Origin of the sequence: Salinarimonas soli (assembly GCF_008386575.1) — a bacterium.
Classification (GTDB): Bacteria; Pseudomonadota; Alphaproteobacteria; order Rhizobiales; family Beijerinckiaceae; genus Salinarimonas_A; species Salinarimonas_A soli.
This window is the reverse complement of record NZ_VUOA01000019.1, coordinates 401,386-415,654: the sequence shown is the minus strand read 5'-3', so window position 1 is coordinate 415,654 and position 14,269 is coordinate 401,386. Positions and strand designations below refer to the sequence as shown.

14 protein-coding genes and 1 tRNA gene are annotated in these 14,269 nt (G+C 70.6%); 4 read left to right on the top strand and 11 right to left on the bottom strand.

What is annotated here, in order from left to right; translation table 11 throughout:
* The first annotated feature begins 9 nt into the window (after window positions 1-9).
* Together F0L46_RS11200 and F0L46_RS11195 are read left to right on the top strand one after the other, a co-directional pair.
* A complete protein-coding gene (locus tag F0L46_RS11200) occupies window positions 10-459 on the top strand; it encodes a type II 3-dehydroquinate dehydratase (RefSeq protein ID WP_149817439.1) in 450 nt (149 codons plus the stop codon).
* Window positions 452-1,315, top strand: a complete 864-nt coding sequence (locus F0L46_RS11195; RefSeq protein ID WP_149817437.1) for a shikimate dehydrogenase — start codon at window positions 452-454, stop codon at window positions 1,313-1,315. Before F0L46_RS11200 ends, F0L46_RS11195 begins: the two co-directional genes overlap by 8 nt.
* A gap of 149 nt (window positions 1,316-1,464) precedes the next feature.
* Here the strand turns inward: F0L46_RS11195 and F0L46_RS11190 are convergent, their stop codons facing one another.
* The 5 genes from F0L46_RS11190 to F0L46_RS11170 all read right to left on the bottom strand — a co-directional run bounded on the left by F0L46_RS11190 (window position 1,465) and on the right by F0L46_RS11170 (window position 6,729).
* Window positions 1,465-2,541, bottom strand: coding sequence for an ABC transporter ATP-binding protein (locus F0L46_RS11190; protein WP_149817435.1), 1,077 nt, complete (start codon window positions 2,539-2,541; stop codon window positions 1,465-1,467).
* A gap of 8 nt (window positions 2,542-2,549) precedes the next feature.
* The gene (locus tag F0L46_RS11185) at window positions 2,550-3,449 is read right to left on the bottom strand and encodes a carbohydrate ABC transporter permease (protein ID WP_149817433.1); all 900 of its coding nucleotides are present in this window, start codon (window positions 3,447-3,449) and stop codon (window positions 2,550-2,552) included.
* Window positions 3,446-4,324: a carbohydrate ABC transporter permease gene (locus F0L46_RS11180; RefSeq protein ID WP_149817431.1), complete on the bottom strand. Its 879-nt coding sequence runs from the start codon at window positions 4,322-4,324 to the stop codon at window positions 3,446-3,448. Before F0L46_RS11180 ends, F0L46_RS11185 begins: the two co-directional genes overlap by 4 nt.
* A gap of 61 nt (window positions 4,325-4,385) precedes the next feature.
* A complete protein-coding gene (locus F0L46_RS11175; protein ID WP_149817430.1) occupies window positions 4,386-5,699 on the bottom strand; it encodes an ABC transporter substrate-binding protein in 1,314 nt (437 codons plus the stop codon).
* A gap of 52 nt (window positions 5,700-5,751) precedes the next feature.
* On the bottom strand, window positions 5,752-6,729 hold the full coding sequence (locus tag F0L46_RS11170) for an ester cyclase (protein WP_188311924.1): 978 nt from the start codon (window positions 6,727-6,729) through the stop codon (window positions 5,752-5,754).
* Window positions 6,730-7,284: 555 nt separating this feature from the next.
* Between F0L46_RS11170 and F0L46_RS11165 the strand changes: the two genes are divergently transcribed.
* The gene (locus F0L46_RS11165) at window positions 7,285-8,289 is read left to right on the top strand and encodes an ornithine cyclodeaminase family protein (protein ID WP_149817426.1); all 1,005 of its coding nucleotides are present in this window, start codon (window positions 7,285-7,287) and stop codon (window positions 8,287-8,289) included.
* Window positions 8,286-9,089: a phosphate/phosphite/phosphonate ABC transporter substrate-binding protein gene (locus F0L46_RS11160; RefSeq protein ID WP_210247631.1), complete on the top strand. Its 804-nt coding sequence runs from the start codon at window positions 8,286-8,288 to the stop codon at window positions 9,087-9,089. Before F0L46_RS11165 ends, F0L46_RS11160 begins: the two co-directional genes overlap by 4 nt.
* A gap of 7 nt (window positions 9,090-9,096) precedes the next feature.
* Here the strand turns inward: F0L46_RS11160 and F0L46_RS11155 are convergent, their stop codons facing one another.
* The 6 genes from F0L46_RS11155 to F0L46_RS11130 form a co-directional block, all read right to left on the bottom strand.
* The gene (locus tag F0L46_RS11155) at window positions 9,097-10,068 is read right to left on the bottom strand and encodes an ABC transporter ATP-binding protein (protein WP_149817425.1); all 972 of its coding nucleotides are present in this window, start codon (window positions 10,066-10,068) and stop codon (window positions 9,097-9,099) included.
* Complete coding sequence (locus F0L46_RS11150) at window positions 10,065-10,703, bottom strand: ABC transporter permease (protein ID WP_149817423.1); 639 nt, start codon at window positions 10,701-10,703, stop codon at window positions 10,065-10,067. Before F0L46_RS11150 ends, F0L46_RS11155 begins: the two co-directional genes overlap by 4 nt.
* Window positions 10,703-11,332, bottom strand: a complete 630-nt coding sequence (locus tag F0L46_RS11145; protein ID WP_149817421.1) for an ABC transporter permease — start codon at window positions 11,330-11,332, stop codon at window positions 10,703-10,705. Before F0L46_RS11145 ends, F0L46_RS11150 begins: the two co-directional genes overlap by 1 nt.
* Window positions 11,329-12,819 (bottom strand): HAL/PAL/TAL family ammonia-lyase, encoded by a 1,491-nt coding sequence (locus F0L46_RS11140; protein ID WP_149817419.1) that lies wholly within the window; start codon window positions 12,817-12,819, stop codon window positions 11,329-11,331. Before F0L46_RS11140 ends, F0L46_RS11145 begins: the two co-directional genes overlap by 4 nt.
* A gap of 41 nt (window positions 12,820-12,860) precedes the next feature.
* Complete coding sequence (locus F0L46_RS11135; protein ID WP_438646666.1) at window positions 12,861-13,754, bottom strand: glycine betaine ABC transporter substrate-binding protein; 894 nt, start codon at window positions 13,752-13,754, stop codon at window positions 12,861-12,863.
* Between the two features lie 333 nt (window positions 13,755-14,087).
* Window positions 14,088-14,162, bottom strand: a tRNA-Gln gene (locus F0L46_RS11130).
* Between the last annotated feature and the right edge of the window lie 107 nt (window positions 14,163-14,269).

The window sequence follows — 14,269 nt, the reverse complement described above, 5'->3', positions numbered from 1 at the left end:
GAGCCGATCATGGCCGCGCCGATCCACATCCTCAACGGCCCGAACCTCAACCGCCTCGGCACGCGCGAGCCCGCGATCTATGGGCGCGCGACCCTGGCCGAGATCGAGGCCATGTGCCGGGCCGAGGCCGGATCGACGCCGCTGGTGTTCCGCCAGTCGAACCGCGAATACGAGCTCATCGAGTGGGTCCACGAGGCCATCGACGCGGGCGCGGCGGGGCTGATCGTCAACCCGGCCGCCTTCACCTTCACGTCCATGGCCCTGATGGATGCCCTCAAGATGTTCCCGGGGCCCCTCGTGGAGCTCCACCTGAGCAACATCCACCGGCGCGAGCCGATCTATCACCGCTCCTACGTGTCGCCCATCGCGACGGCCGTGATCGCGGGGCTCGGCCCCCGCGGCTACCCGACGGCGGTCCGCGCCATGCGCGACCTTCTGGCGAGCGCCGCGGATGCCTGAGGCACCGCTCCCCTCGGACTGGCCCCCGATCCTGCTCGGGCTCATCGGCGCCGGCGTCCAGGCCTCGCGCACGCCCCGCATGCACGAGCGCGAGGGGGCCCGCCACGGCCTGCGCACGATCTACAGGCTCATCGACCTGACCGCCCTGGGGCTCGACGCCTCGGCGCTTCCCGATCTCGTGACGGCGGCCGAGCGCATGGGGTTCACGGGCCTCAACATCACCCATCCCTGCAAGCAGGCCGTGATTCCGCTCCTCGACGAGCTCTCGCCGGAGGCGGCAGCGCTCGGGGCCGTCAACACGGTCCTGTTCCGGGAGGGACGCCGCATCGGGCACAACACCGACGGCTGGGGCTTCGCCGAGGGCTTCCGCCGCGAGCTCGGCGACGCGTCGCGCGAGGCCGTGGTCCAGCTCGGCGCCGGCGGCGCGGGCGCGGCCGTGGCCCACGCGCTCCTCGATCTCGGCGTGGAGCGGCTCACCATCGTCGATCCGGAGCCGGCCCGCGCCGCGACCCTCGTCGAGGCGCTGGAGCGTCGCTTCGGCCGGGATCGCGCGAGCATCGGCGAGGCGGCACAGGCCCTGCCGGGAGCCCGGGGGATCGTCAACGCCACGCCGGTCGGCATGGCCGATCATCCCGGAACGCCGCTCCCGCCGGACCTCCTGACCCCGGAGCAATGGGTCGCCGACATCATCTATCTCCCGATCGAGACCGCGCTCCTTCGCGAGGCGCGGGCCCGTGGCTGCCGGACCATGGGCGGGAGCGGCATGGCCGTCTTCCAGGCTGTCCGGGCCTTCGAGCTCTTCACAGGGATCGAGCCCGACGCCGAGCGGATGCGGCGCCATTTCGAGTCGCTCTGAGCGACGCCGTCCGCGTCGCGCGGCCGCGCGATCGCCCGTCGGGGTCACGGCGAGGGAGAATCGCGGCGCCAGCGGACCGTGATCCAGCGCCGGGTTTGAGCTTGGGTGAGCCGAGCGTGCGGATTTCGGCGTTCCCGCCCCAAGCCGTGCTAGCCGCCGTCGCTTCGGTCGGCGAACGCGATACGCCGCCCCGTGGCCTCGTCGAAGAGGTGGATCTTCCCAGCGTCCACGTTCAGCGCGATCGGGCTGCCGAAGCCCCCGCGGAAGGATCGCGGCGCGCGCGCGATCAGCCGGGCCCCGCCGGCGCTCACCGTCACGAGCACCGCCTCTCCCGTGAGCTCGGACGCGTAGACCTGCCCCTCGATGGAGCCCTCGCCGGGAGCCGCGATCGTCACGTCCTCGGACCGGATGCCCAAAATCACGTCTCCGCCTGCCGCCGGGAAGGCGCCGGCGATGGTGATGCCGGGGGCCTGGAAGGTGCCGCCCGCGATGCGTCCCGGCACCAGGTTCATCGGCGGCGAGCCGATGAAGCCCGCCACGAACAGGTTCGCCGGCCGGTCGTAGATCGCCTCCGGCGTGTCGAGTTGCTGGATGACGCCGCCGTTCATCACCGCGACCCGGTGGGCCAGCGTCATGGCCTCGATCTGGTCGTGGGTGACGTAGATCGTCGTGACGCCGAGCTCGTGCTGAAGATGCTTGATCTCGGCCCGCATGGTGACGCGCAGCTTCGCGTCGAGGTTGGACAGCGGCTCGTCCATGAGGAAGACCTGCGGCGTGCGCACGATCGCCCGCGCCAGGGCGACGCGCTGCCGCTGGCCGCCGGAGAGCTCCCGGGGCTTGCGGTGCAGGAGCGGCCCGAGCTCCACCTTCTCGGCCGCCCGCTTGACGCGCCCCTCGCGGTCGGGTCCGCCGATGCCCCGCACCTTGAGCGGATAGCCGATGTTCTGGGCGACGCTCATATGCGGATAAAGGCCGTAGTTCTGGAACACCATGGCGACGTCCCGGTCCTTCGGCAGCGCGTCGTTGACCCGCCTGCCCCCGATCAGGATCTCGCCCGCCGTCGCCTCCTCCAGGCCCGCCACCATCCGCATGGTGGTGGTCTTGCCGCAGCCGGAAGGCCCGAGAAGAACCAGGAACTCGCCGTCGGCGACGGACAGGTCGAGGTGCTGTAACGCGGAGAAGGAGCCGAACCGCTTCTCGACCCCGACGAGCTCGACGGATGCCATGTCCCCTCCTACCGAACCGAGCCGGACACCAGCCCGGCCACGAAATATCTCTGCACGTAACGGGAGAGGACCAGCATCGGCAGGATGATCACGAGGCCCATGGCCGCCATGATCTCCCAGGCGTCGCCGCGCTCGGTGCGCGCCCCCATGAGGCCGACCTGAAGGGTCACCGCGTCCTGGCGCGACAGGACGAGCGCGTAGAAGAACTCGTTCCAGGACACCACGAAGGCGAAGATCGCCGCCGTCGCGATGCCGGGGATCGCCATGGGGACGACCACGTCCCAGATGGCCCGCAGCCGCGAGGCGCCGTCGATCTGCGCGGCCTCCTCCATGTCGGCGGGAATCGCGTCGATGAAGCCTTTGATCATCCAGATCGAGTAGGGGACCACGAAGGACATGTTGGCGATGATCAGCGCCAGCCGGGTGTCGAGGAGCCCCGCCGAGCGGAAGGCGACGAAGAGCGGGATGATGATGATGACGGGCGGGATGAACTGGGTCGCGAGCACGCCGAGCGACCATGCGTTGCCGCCGGGGAAGCGAAACCGCGAGAAGGCGTAGGCCGCGGCCGTCGCGATGGGCAGCGACAGGACGATGGTCCCGGTCGTCACGATGATGCTGTTGAGGGTGCGGCTGCCCAGGAAATAGGGCGAGGCGAACGCCGTCCGGAGATTGTCCAGGGTCGGCGTGAAGATCACGCTGAGGCTGTAGACGTCGCGCGGCTGCTTCAACGCCGTGAGCATGATCCACACGACGGGCCCGAAGAACACGAGGATCACGAGCAGGATCGTCAGCGTCCGGGCGGCCCCGGCGATGCGCCTGCGGGAGCGAGACGACAGGCGCACGGGCTCGGCCCGGGTCGGGCGCGGCGCGGCGGCGATGGCGCCGGGCAGGGAGGAGCCTTCGGTCATGCGGGACGCCGCTCCGTGATCAGCTGGAAATAGATCGCGGCGAACACCGCCATGCAGGCCGCCAGGAGATAGGCCGTCGCCGCCGCGTAGCCGACGTCGTACCAGCGGAAGGCGGTCTGGTAGATGAAGTGCGCCAGCGTCTCCGTCGAGGTGCCCGGGCCGCCGTTGGTCAGCGTGATCACCTGGTCGAGAACCTTCAGGGAGAAGATGATCTTCAGGAGGACGGCGATGGCGAGCACCGGCTTGAGCTGCGGCAGGACGATCTCGAAGAACAGTCGGATCCGCGAGGCTCCGTCGACCTGCGCCGCCTCGACGGTCTCCTGCGGGAGGGAGGCGAGCGCGCCGATGAACATGAGCATGAAATAGGGCGCGGAGTGCCACACGTCGCACAGGATGAGCGCAGCCATGGCGAGCGTCGGATCGGCGAGGAACGAGGCGCCCTTCAGGCCCGGCACGAGCGCCCCGATGAGGGCGGAAAAGCCGCCGAACTCGGGATTGAGCAGGAAGCGCCAGGACACCCCGACGAGCGCCGGCGACATCGCGAAGGGGATGACGAGCAGGGTCCGGGCGTTCACCTCCAGCCGGCCGTTGCCCGACAGGAGAACGGCGAGCCCCATGGCGACCGACAGCGTGCAGACGACCGACAGGACGGTGAAGATCAGCGTCACCCGGCCGCTGTTGAGCAGGTCGGGGTCGTCGCTGACCGCGACCACGTAGTTCCCGAGCCCCACGAAGGGCCCGAGCGCGGGGCTGTCGGACAGCTTCCACTCGTGGAGCGAGTACCAGAGCCCAGAGACGAGCGGGTAGAGCAGCGTTCCGGCGATGACCAGGAGGGCCGGAGCGATCAGCCAATATTTGAGAACGCGATCGTGCATCCGGCCCCACCCTTCGAAGCGGCGGGCGGGGAGGATGCCGGGCACCCTCCCCGCCTCGAGGTCAGGTCCGGCGGCCCGCCCGGCGCAGGATGCGGTCGGCTTCCTGCGCCGCCCCGTCGAGCCCCGCCTTGACGGGCTTCGTGCCGGTGGCAAGCTCCGAGATCGTGTTCTCCAGGACGGCGGCGATCTGCGGCCATTCCTTGAGCTGCGGCATGATGCGGGAGCCCTCCAGGCTTTGCGCCGCGACGCGGTGCAGCCCGTTATTGACCTCGTTCACCCGCGGGTCGAGGAAGCTCGCCCGGTGGGTCACCACGATGTCGGCCGTATCCTTGTCCGTCTTGTCCGTGGCGCAGTCGACCTCGAGCCCGGGGCTCGACACCCACTTCATGAACTCCCAGGCGGCGTCCTTGCTCTTCGAGTTGGCCCAGATCGCGAAGGGCAGCGACAGGGCGTAGGAGGCGGGCTTGTCGGGCGCGTAGCGCGGCATCGGCGCGAAGGCCACCTGCTCGGGCTTGAGGGTGGACTGACCGCCCGTGAGCTGCGGATAGACCCACCACCACACCATCACCATGGCCGAGTTGCCCTGAGCGACCGAGTTGACGGCGTCGGCCTCCACGAACTGGACGGAGCCGGGCGCCGCGACCTTGTGCTTGAGGAGGTAGTCGAGATAGCGCTGCGTCGCCTCCACGGCCACGGGCTCGTTGAACCGCGTCGTCTTGTAGTCCGGCGTGAAGATGTCGCCGCCCGCGCCCCAGAGATGGTTGAGCCACAGGAAGAGGTTCTGGCCGCCATTGCCCTTGCCGTAATACATGGCGACGCCCGGAATGCCGGATTTCTTCTGCACGGCGTCGGCCACGGTGACGAGCTCGTCCCAGCTCTTGGGGGGCTGGACGCCGGCCTGGTCGAGAAGGTCCTTGCGGTAGAACAGCATCTGCGGGTGCCCGCGCACGGGCAGGCCCACGGTCTTCCCCTCGATCTGGCTGCCCTGCCGGTAGGCCTGCGGGTAGCGGTCCATGCTGATGCCGTCGCGCTGCAGCCGATCGTCGATGGGCTGGAGATAGACGGCGAGGCCTGGGCCCCAGCTGTCCTGGTAGCAGACGATGTCGAAGGTGGAGGACCCCGCCACCCCCTCGGTGGCGATCTTGTCGCGCAGCTGGCCGTAGGGGACGTAATTGTAGACGGGCTTGATGCCCGTCGCCGCCTCGAACTGCGCGAACCGCTTCTCCTGCGCCCGGAACTGCGCCCCCACCGGCAGGAGCACGTTCACCGTCGTTCCGGCGAACGGCTTGCCCTGCGCGAAGGCGAACCTCGGCAAGGCGAGCGCCGCGCCCGCCCCGAGTCCCGTTCCGATCAGCTGACGCCTGTTGATGGCCATGTGGTCCCTCCCTGTTTTGCGGGATGCTAGCAAAGCTGCAATCGTATGCAAGCTAGCCGCGATGGAGGGCGATCTGCTTGCGGACTGCAACCTCGTCGACGAGCACCCACTCCTCGCGGATCCGGCCGTCGACGACGTGGGCATGGTTGATGAACAGCGCGAGGACGGTGGCCCCGCTCGGCGGGCCGAAGGCGCCGTAGCCGCTATGCGTACCGGTGAGCCACCAGCGGGTGGCGACCCGCGTCGGGTGGCCGGGATCGTCGCGCGCGATCGAGTGCTCGATGGCGATCCGCGCATCCGGGAAGGCCGCGAGATAGCCGAACAGGAACTCGTAGAGCTGCTCGTGGCCGTAGGCCGTGCGAAAGCCCGGCAGGTGGACGCTGCAGGCCGGGTGGTACACCCGTCCGACCACGTCGAGGTCGGCCCGCCAAATCGCGTTCAGGGTGTCGCGGGCCAGGGCCGCCGCCGGATGGTCTTGATGCACCGGCGGCCGGAAGCCGCCCTCGTCACGGAGCCTCGCGGCCTCGTCCAGGTGCCAGGGCCCCTTGCCCCGCGCCACGTCCGCCTCGGCGAGCCGGGCGGCGTACTCGACCGCATCGACGCCGATCTGAGCCAGGAGCCCCGCCGTGTCCCGGATGAGCCATTCCTCGACGATCCGGTTCTCGATGCAGAAGCAATCGGCGATGGCCCGGACGACGACGGGCCGGCCGGTCGGGGGCCCGAGCGGCCCGTCCCCCTTGTGGGATCCCGGGCAGATGAGGCGGTGGGACGAGAGGAAGCCGTCGGTCTCGTTGCCCGACCAGATGACGTCCTCGGGCAGCAGGCGGCGCTGGGGCAGCGCGTTGAGGGTCTCCAGCGTCCCGGCCACCATGGCCTCGGCGCCCCTGAACGGCCCCATCGTGGTGTGGACGGGGCAGTCGTCCGAGTACCAGCGCCGGATCAGGCCGATCCCCCTGCCCTCCCAGATCCGCTCGGTGATCTTGACGATGTAGTCGGGAAGATCCGTGAAATCCGGATCGAATCCTCTCATGCCCATTCAGGTCTCCCTCCCATCGAGCCGGATCGTGCGACCGCCGGCTTCCCCATGTCAGACGTCACCCCTTGCGTGCCAGCGGCCCGCGTCAGGGAGGGCAGTCCGGCAGCCTCGGCACGAGGCTGCGGTTCGCGGCGGTCCGAGGAACCGCCACCTCCCGGCTGGACCTCCGCCGTCTTCAAGAAGGCTCCCATGAGCGCAGCCTCGATCACGACCGGCCCCATGGCCTCCCCCACGAACCGGCGCAGAGGGTACCCAGACCTTGCATGGGTATGCAACATCCGTCCCATCCCGTCGCCGCCCCCCGCGATCCTAGCGCGCCCGACGACGTCCAACCGATCTCTTCCCCAGGCGCCCTCCGTCCCGGCCCGTCGGTTCGGCGAGAGGCCGCCCGGGTCCTCGCCGAGCCGACAGCGCACCACGGCGCAGGCGGACGCGAGGGCCCGACACCGAACCTGACGAATGACCGGCCCCCTTCGGCGTGACGCTTGACCGCCCTTGGCGGCGCGCCGAAGATCGCGGCCGCATAACGAGGCCGAGGGGACCGTCGACGTGCCTGCATTGTATCTCGACTTCCTCAATGCCCTCGACGTGGAGGCCCTGGAGCTCACCGACGACGAGATCCTCGCCGCGGTGGAGGACGGCCTCGCGGCCCAGGGACGCGGCGAGACCGTCATCGAGCCGCGGATGCATCTCGTCCCGGACAAGAATGTCCACGGCCATTTCAACGTGCTGCGCGGCTCGTTTCGCGCGCCGATCAACCGGGCCGGCGTGAAGGTGATCGGCGACTATGTCGACAACTACAAGCACGGGCTCCCCTCGGAGATGGGCATCCTCCTCCTGATGGATCCCGCCACGGGGGTGCCGACCGCCATCGTGGACGGCAGCCACCTGACCGACATGCGCACCGGCGCCGTGACCGCGATCGGCGCCAAGCACCTCGCCCGCAAGGGCTCCAAGGTGCTCGGTCACGTGGGCGCGCGGGGCACCGCCTATTGGAACGTGCGGCTGCTCGACCACCTCTTCGACTTCGACGAGATCCGCGTGCATTCGAGGCGCCCGGAAAGCCGTGACGCCTTCGCGGAGCGCCTGTCGAGGGATCTCGGCAAGCCTGTGCGGGCGACCGAGGACTGGCGGTCCTGCGTCGAGGGCGCCGACATCGTGGTCGAGGCGTCGCGCCTCCTGCAGCCGGAGCCGATGCTCAAGACCGCGTGGATCAAGCCCGGCGCCTTCGTCGTGCCCTACGGCACCATGAGCGCGGTCGAGCTGTCGCTCACCGATATCATGACGAAGCTCGTGGTCGACGACTGGGGCCAGTGCAAGACAGGTCAGCTCGGCTCCCTTCGCGCCCATGTCGAGACGGGCAAGCTGTCGGAGACGACCCTTCACGCCGAGATGGGGCAGATCGTGGCCGGCCTGAAGCCCGGCCGTGAATCCGAGGACGAGACCAACCTGTTCTGGCACCGAGGCCTCTCGCTGTCCGACATCGCGCTTGGCCACGCCATGCTGGCCAAGGCGCACCGCCTCGGGATCGGCCAGCGGCTGCGCTACGCGTGAACCCGCTCGTCGCGAATGCCCGCATGTACGCCCTCGGGCCGGCCGTGCGCGACCTGTGGGCCGCGCTCTTCGCGCGGGTGTCGCAGGTATCGGGCGTTCGCCTTGATCATCTGGAGCACGCGGCGCCCGCGCCGCTCGACGAGCTCTGGCACCGGCCCGATCTCGGGCTCGCCTTCGCCTGCGGCTATCCCTTCGCGACGGACCGCTTCCCGCTGCGCCCGGTCGCTGCGCCCGTGCCGGCGGGCAGGCGCTACGGCGGGCGCCCCGTCTACGCCACCGACCTCGTGGCCCGTGCCGACGGGCCGCTCCACGGGCTGGAGGATTCGTTCGGCGGCCGGATCGGCTGGACGGTCGAGCACTCGCAATCCGGCTTCAACGCCGTGCGCGCCCACCTCGCCGCGATCGGCGCGCCGCGCTATCGCGAGGCGGTCGGGCCGCTCGTCACCCCGCGCCGGGTGATCGAGGCGGTGCTCGACGGCCGGATCGATGTCGGGCCGCTCGATTCCTATGTCCACGATCTGCTGACGCGCCATGAGCCCGACGTCGCGGCGCGGCTGCGCACGCTCGCCACGACGCCGCTGACGCCCATGCCGCTCCTCGTGGCCTCGGCGGGCGTGGCGGACGGGATCGTCGATCGGCTGCGGGAGGCGCTGGTGGGGATCGCCGAGGACGGGCCGGCGCGAACCCTCCTGGAGCCGTTGGGCCTGTCGGGTTTCGCTCCCGTCAGCGCCGGCGACTATGCCACGCTCCTCGACGCCGCCCGAGGCGCCGACGCGGCGGGTTGGGCGACGCTTGCCTGACGAGAGCTCAGCCGGCCGCCCGCAAGCCCCGCCCGGCGCCCTCCCCGGCCCTGGCCCGGATGCCGGCCAGCGTCACGATGCCGACCGCTTGCCCGTCCGGGCCCGTCACCCGCAGGGCTTCGGTGCTGGTCCCGAGGAGGATCGCGAGCGCGTCGCGCAGGGACAGGGTGGCCGCGATCTCGGGCGCGCCGGCCGGCGCCGTGCCCGGCTCGCAGGCGTCGCCCGCCATGACGAGCGACAGGCGCTTGAGGGCTCGGTCCGCGCCCACGAAATCGGCCACGAAGGCATTGGCCGGCATGGCGAGCAGGCGGTCGGGCGCATCGCATTGCACGAGGCGCCCGTCCTTCAGGATGGCCACGAGATCGCCCATGCGGATCGCCTCGTCGATGTCGTGGGTGACGAGGATAACGGTCTTGCGCAGGCGCTTCAGGATGGACAGGAACTCGTCCTGCAGATGCGTGCGGACCAGCGGATCCACCGCCCCGAACGGCTCGTCCATCAACATGACGGGCGGATCGGCCGCGAGGGCGCGGGCTACCCCGACCCGCTGGCGCTGGCCGCCCGAGAGATGGCGCGGGTAGCGGTCCCGCACCCCGCCGGGATCGAGGCCGACCAGGGAGAGCATCTCGTCGACGCGCGCGGCGACGCGGGCCGAGGGCCAGCCCAGCAGCTCCGGCACCGTCGCGACGTTCTGGGCGATGGTCATGTGCGGGAACAGGCCGATCTGCTGGATCACGTAGCCGATGCGCCGGCGCAGGCTCACCGGGTCGGCATGGGTCACGTCCTCCCCCTCGACGACGATCCGCCCCCGGGTCGGCTCGATCAGCCGGTTGACCATGCGCATCGTCGTGGTCTTGCCGCAGCCCGACGGGCCGATGAGCACGCAGGTGCGCCCGCCCGGCACCATGAGGGTCAGGTCGTCGACGGCCGGGCGCGGCAGGCCCGGATAGATCTTGGAGACGCCTTCGAGCGCGATCATGCGTGCCTCGTGCGGTTGAGACGGCGCTCGGCGAGGCCGAAGGCGAGCTCGGTGAGGATGGCGAGGGCCGCCACCGCGAGCCCACCGACCACGAGCTGGGGAATGTCGAGGGTCCCCATGCCGGCGGTGATGAGCTCGCCCAGGCCTCCGCCGCCGATGAAGGCGGCCAGCGTCGCGGCCGAGACGATCTGCACGGCCGCCGTGCGGATGCCGGCGAAGATCACGGGCAGCGCCAGGGGAACCTGAATGCGCCGCACGATCTGGGCCCGCGAGAGGCCTTGGCCCGTCGCCGCCTCGACGATGTCGGCATCGACCTCGCTGAGCGCCGTGTAGGCGTTGATGAGGATCGCCGGCAGGCCGTAGAGGGTCAGCGCCACGAGGGCGGGCTGGAAGCCGGTGCCGAGGATCGGCAGCATCACGACGAGGAGCGCGAGGCTCGGGATCGTGCGCAGCACGTTGACGAGGGCGATCGCCGTGGCGGCGGCCCGGCGCCAGCGCAGGAGCACGACGGCGAGCGGGAGCGCGAGCGCGAGGGCGAGCCCCAGGGCGGCGGCCGAGAGCACCAGATGCTGCTGCGCGGCGGTCCAGAACACCTTCGGGTGCTCGGCGATCCAGGTGAAGACGGGCCCCACCATCAGGCGCGCTCCGACTGGGCCGCCCGCAGGCGGCGCTCCAGGACCCTGAGGCTCTCGTCGGCGACCACGGCCAACGCCGCCGTCACCACCGCGCCCGCCACGACCTTCTCGCCGAAATCCTGCGTGATGCCCTGGAAGATGATGTCGCCGAGGCCGCCGGCGCTGATATAGGCCGCGACCGTCGCCACCGAGATCTGCGTCACCACCGTGATCCGGATGCCGGCCACGATCACGGGGAGCGCCAGCGGCAGCTCGATGCGCACGAGCCGCCGCCACGCCCCGTAGCCCATGCCGTCCGCCGCCTCGAGGATCTCGTGCGGGATCTCGCGCAGGCCCGTCGCCACGTTGCGGACCAGGATGAGGAGCGAGTAGAGCACCAGGGCCGTGACGGCCGGCGCCGTGCCGAGCCCCATGAAGGGGATGAGGAGCGCGAAGAGCGCGAGGGCCGGGATCGTGTAGAGCACCCCCGTCACGGCCATGACCCCCGCATAGGCCCAGGGCCGGCGCGCCGAGACGACGCCGAGCGGCAGCGCGATGGCAAGCGAGATCGCGAGCGCCGTCGCGACGAGGCCGACATGCTCGGCGAGCGCGGTGAACAGCCGATCGTAGTTGGCGAGGGTCCAGTTCATCGGGCCAGCGCCTCGCGGAGCGCGCCCGCCAGGATGGCCTCGCTCAGTTCGTGGATCTCCCCGCCGAGCGGCCGGTCCTCGTCGAGGAAGGCGATCCGGGAGCGGACGAAGCGGTGGGCCGCGCCCGTGCCCTGTCCCAGACGGATCCCGCCGCGGAGGTCGACGGCTTGGGCCGCGACGACGAGTTCGACGGCCGCAAGCGCGGCGAGGCGGCGCGCGAGCTCACGGGTCTTCTCGGCCACGCGCGGGGTCATGGGGGCATAGTCCTCGACCCCGTCGGCCACGGGAACGCTGAGCGCGCCGACCGGCTGGGCGAGATGGCGGATCTCGCTTTCCAGCGCGCTGATCGTCTTCTGCACCGTCGCGAAGCCCGTCCGCGTGCCGCCCAAGGGCGTCAGGAAGCGCGGCAGGTCGCTCACGGCGGGCGACATGAGCTTCACGGCCCGGAACGCCGCCAGGGCCGCGGCATGGCTCAGCGCCTGGCCGAGCCCTTCGAGCGAGAGCGCGATGGCGGTCGTGTCGAAGCCCACCGTGGAGGCCATCTCGCCGGTGCCGACGAGCACGGCGGGACTGTCCCCGGCGCCGTTGAGGTCCGCCTCGACGCAACGGAGAGCCTCGGCCAGCCGCTCGGCCGCGACGCCGTGGACGGGCGCAAGGCAGCGGTACGAGAGCGGATCCTGGACGCGCCGCGCCGCGCCGGCCTCCAAGAGGTCGCTTCCCGCGAGGAGCCCGAGGATCCGCTCGGCCGCCGCGGCCTGCCCGGGGGCGGGACGAAGGGCGACGAGACGGGGCTCGAAGGGGGACAGGTTGGCCCGAAAGGCCTCGAGCGAGAGGGCGCCGGCCGCCGTCAGGGCCTCGAGGGCCAAATCCGCGTCATGCAGCGCAAGGCATGCGATCCCGACCCCGAAGGCGTTGGAGTTGAGGAGCGCGATCCCGTCCTTGGCGCCGAAGTCCGGCGCCACGAGGCCCGCGCGCCGCAACGCCTCGGGCCCAGGGAGCGCCTCGCCGCGAAAGACCGCCGTGCCGCCGCCCACGAGCGGCAGCATGGCCTGGGCGAGGGGGCTCAGATCCGCCTCTCCCAGCGTTCCGGTCCGGCGCACCTGCGGAACGATCCCGGCGTTGAGCAGGCCCTCGAGAACCGTGGCGAAGGCGGGGCTGATCCCGGAGGCCCCCTGGCAGATGCCGGCAAGGCGCACGACGAGCATGGCCCGCACTTCCTCCTCGCTTGCCGGCTCCCCGACGCCGACGGCCCGCGCGTTGACGGCGCGGCGCTGGAAGGCCGCCAGGTCGGCGGCCTCCAGACGGGTATCGACGGCCGCGCCGAGGCCCGTCGTCAGACCGTAGACCGGCCGGTCGCTGGCGGCGATGCGCTCGACCACGCCACGCGCGCGGTGGAGCCGCTCCATCACCGTCGGGGCGAGGCGCACATGCGCCCCGCGGGCGGCTGCGACCACGTTCGAGACGGCGAGGCGGCCCTCGCCGAGCATAAGCGTTGCACCCTCCCCGCGCGCCGCCGCGGCGGAGGCCGTCACTTCGTGACGCCCTTAGCCTTCAGGAACTCCGCCGCGACCTGCCGCGGCTCCTTCTTCTCGACCTCGACCTGCCGGTTGAGCTCCTGCATGGTCGGGGTATCGATCAGCGCGCCGATCCGTTCGAGCGTCTCGACGATCTTCGGGTTGCCGGCCACAGTGTCCATCCGCACGACGGGCGTGAGATAGTAGGGCGGGAACAGGGTCTTGTCGTCGGCCAGCGCGACGAACTTCTCGGCGGCGATCTGCCAGTCGGTCGAGAAGCCGTTCGCCACGTCGATCTGCTTCTGGTTCAGGGCCTCGTAGCGCAGGCGCAAGGCCGCGAACTGGCGGAACTCGCCGAACTCGAGATTGTAGACCTCCTTGAGCCCCTTCAGGCCGTCGCGGCGATCGCCGAATTCGGGGCCGGCGCCGAGCTTCAGCTTGGAGGCGACCTTCGCGAGATCCGAGAGCGTCTTGACGTTGAGCTCCCGGGCGGTTTCCGGCCGAACGACGATGGCGTAGCCGTTGTTGACGCCCGACGGCTTGAGCCAGGTGAGCTTGAACTCCTTCTCGTAGAACTCCCTCACCATGGCGTGGATCTTCGCCGGGTCGGTGTCCGTGACGCCCTGCGCCTTCATGACGGCGTTGAGGCCGGTCCCCGTATACTCGGGATAGAGGTCGATCGCTCCGGTCCGCAGCGCCTCGTGAGCGACCAGCGTCGTGCCGAGGTTGATCTTACGATCCACCTTGAAGCCAGCATTCTCGAGCGCCGCCGAGTAAAGCTCTGCGACGATGAACTGCTCGGTGAAATTCTTGGAGCCGACCTTGATGGTCTGCGCCCATGCGCCCTGAACCCCGAGCGCCACGAACAACCCGGCCGCGCCGACCAGCTTCAAGATCTTCATCGCCATCCCCCATTTTGTCGCAGGCAGACTACGAGGGACATCGCGCACCTGCCAAGGCTAAATCCTCGGACGTCGCGCAGGCCACCTGCTGCGTCGCCGCGTGTGCCGGCTCGTCGTGCACAGGGCTGTTGAGGTCAGGGATGCGATGAGCGCTCGCTGGGCGAGGCAGGCCGTTGCGGGCGGCGGCGCCGGTGGACGGCTCCCCGTCGCTCCGGGGTCGCGGCGAGGATCACCCCTGCCTTCCCGGGTTCGGGACCCGTGCCCAGCCGGGCGTCCCATGTGGGATACACGTCCACCCGGCAAGCGATTGGCGCAGCGCTGTCAGAGACCTAGGAGGGTTGGCTGGGGCGCCAGGATTCGAACCTGGGAATGGCGGTACCAAAAACCGCTGCCTTACCGCTTGGCGACGCCCCAATGACCGGGCCGATACATAATCGGCGCCGGTTTCGAGCGCAACCGCAACCCGGCGATTCCCCCCGACGAACCGTGGATCGCCCGCAGGCCGTCCCGTCGGTACTTTC

Bases quoted from the DNA above. Each gene is read 5' to 3' on its own strand.
- F0L46_RS11155 (WP_149817425.1), bottom strand. From the start codon at position 10,068: ATGATCGCGCTCGAAGGCGTCTCCAAGATCTATCCGGGCCTGCCGCGC.
- F0L46_RS11200 (WP_149817439.1), top strand. From the start codon at position 10: ATGGCCGCGCCGATCCACATCCTCAACGGCCCGAACCTCAACCGCCTC.
- F0L46_RS11135 (WP_438646666.1), bottom strand. From the start codon at position 13,754: ATGGCGATGAAGATCTTGAAGCTGGTCGGCGCGGCCGGGTTGTTCGTG.
- F0L46_RS11140 (WP_149817419.1), bottom strand. From the start codon at position 12,819: ATGCTCGGCGAGGGCCGCCTCGCCGTCTCGAACGTGGTCGCAGCCGCC.
- F0L46_RS11190 (WP_149817435.1), bottom strand. From the start codon at position 2,541: ATGGCATCCGTCGAGCTCGTCGGGGTCGAGAAGCGGTTCGGCTCCTTC.
- F0L46_RS11170 (WP_188311924.1), bottom strand. From the start codon at position 6,729: ATGAGAGGATTCGATCCGGATTTCACGGATCTTCCCGACTACATCGTC.
- F0L46_RS11145 (WP_149817421.1), bottom strand. From the start codon at position 11,332: ATGAACTGGACCCTCGCCAACTACGATCGGCTGTTCACCGCGCTCGCC.
- F0L46_RS11195 (WP_149817437.1), top strand. From the start codon at position 452: ATGCCTGAGGCACCGCTCCCCTCGGACTGGCCCCCGATCCTGCTCGGG.
- F0L46_RS11180 (WP_149817431.1), bottom strand. From the start codon at position 4,324: ATGCACGATCGCGTTCTCAAATATTGGCTGATCGCTCCGGCCCTCCTG.
- F0L46_RS11175 (WP_149817430.1), bottom strand. From the start codon at position 5,699: ATGGCCATCAACAGGCGTCAGCTGATCGGAACGGGACTCGGGGCGGGC.
- F0L46_RS11185 (WP_149817433.1), bottom strand. From the start codon at position 3,449: ATGACCGAAGGCTCCTCCCTGCCCGGCGCCATCGCCGCCGCGCCGCGC.
- F0L46_RS11150 (WP_149817423.1), bottom strand. From the start codon at position 10,703: ATGGTGGGGCCCGTCTTCACCTGGATCGCCGAGCACCCGAAGGTGTTC.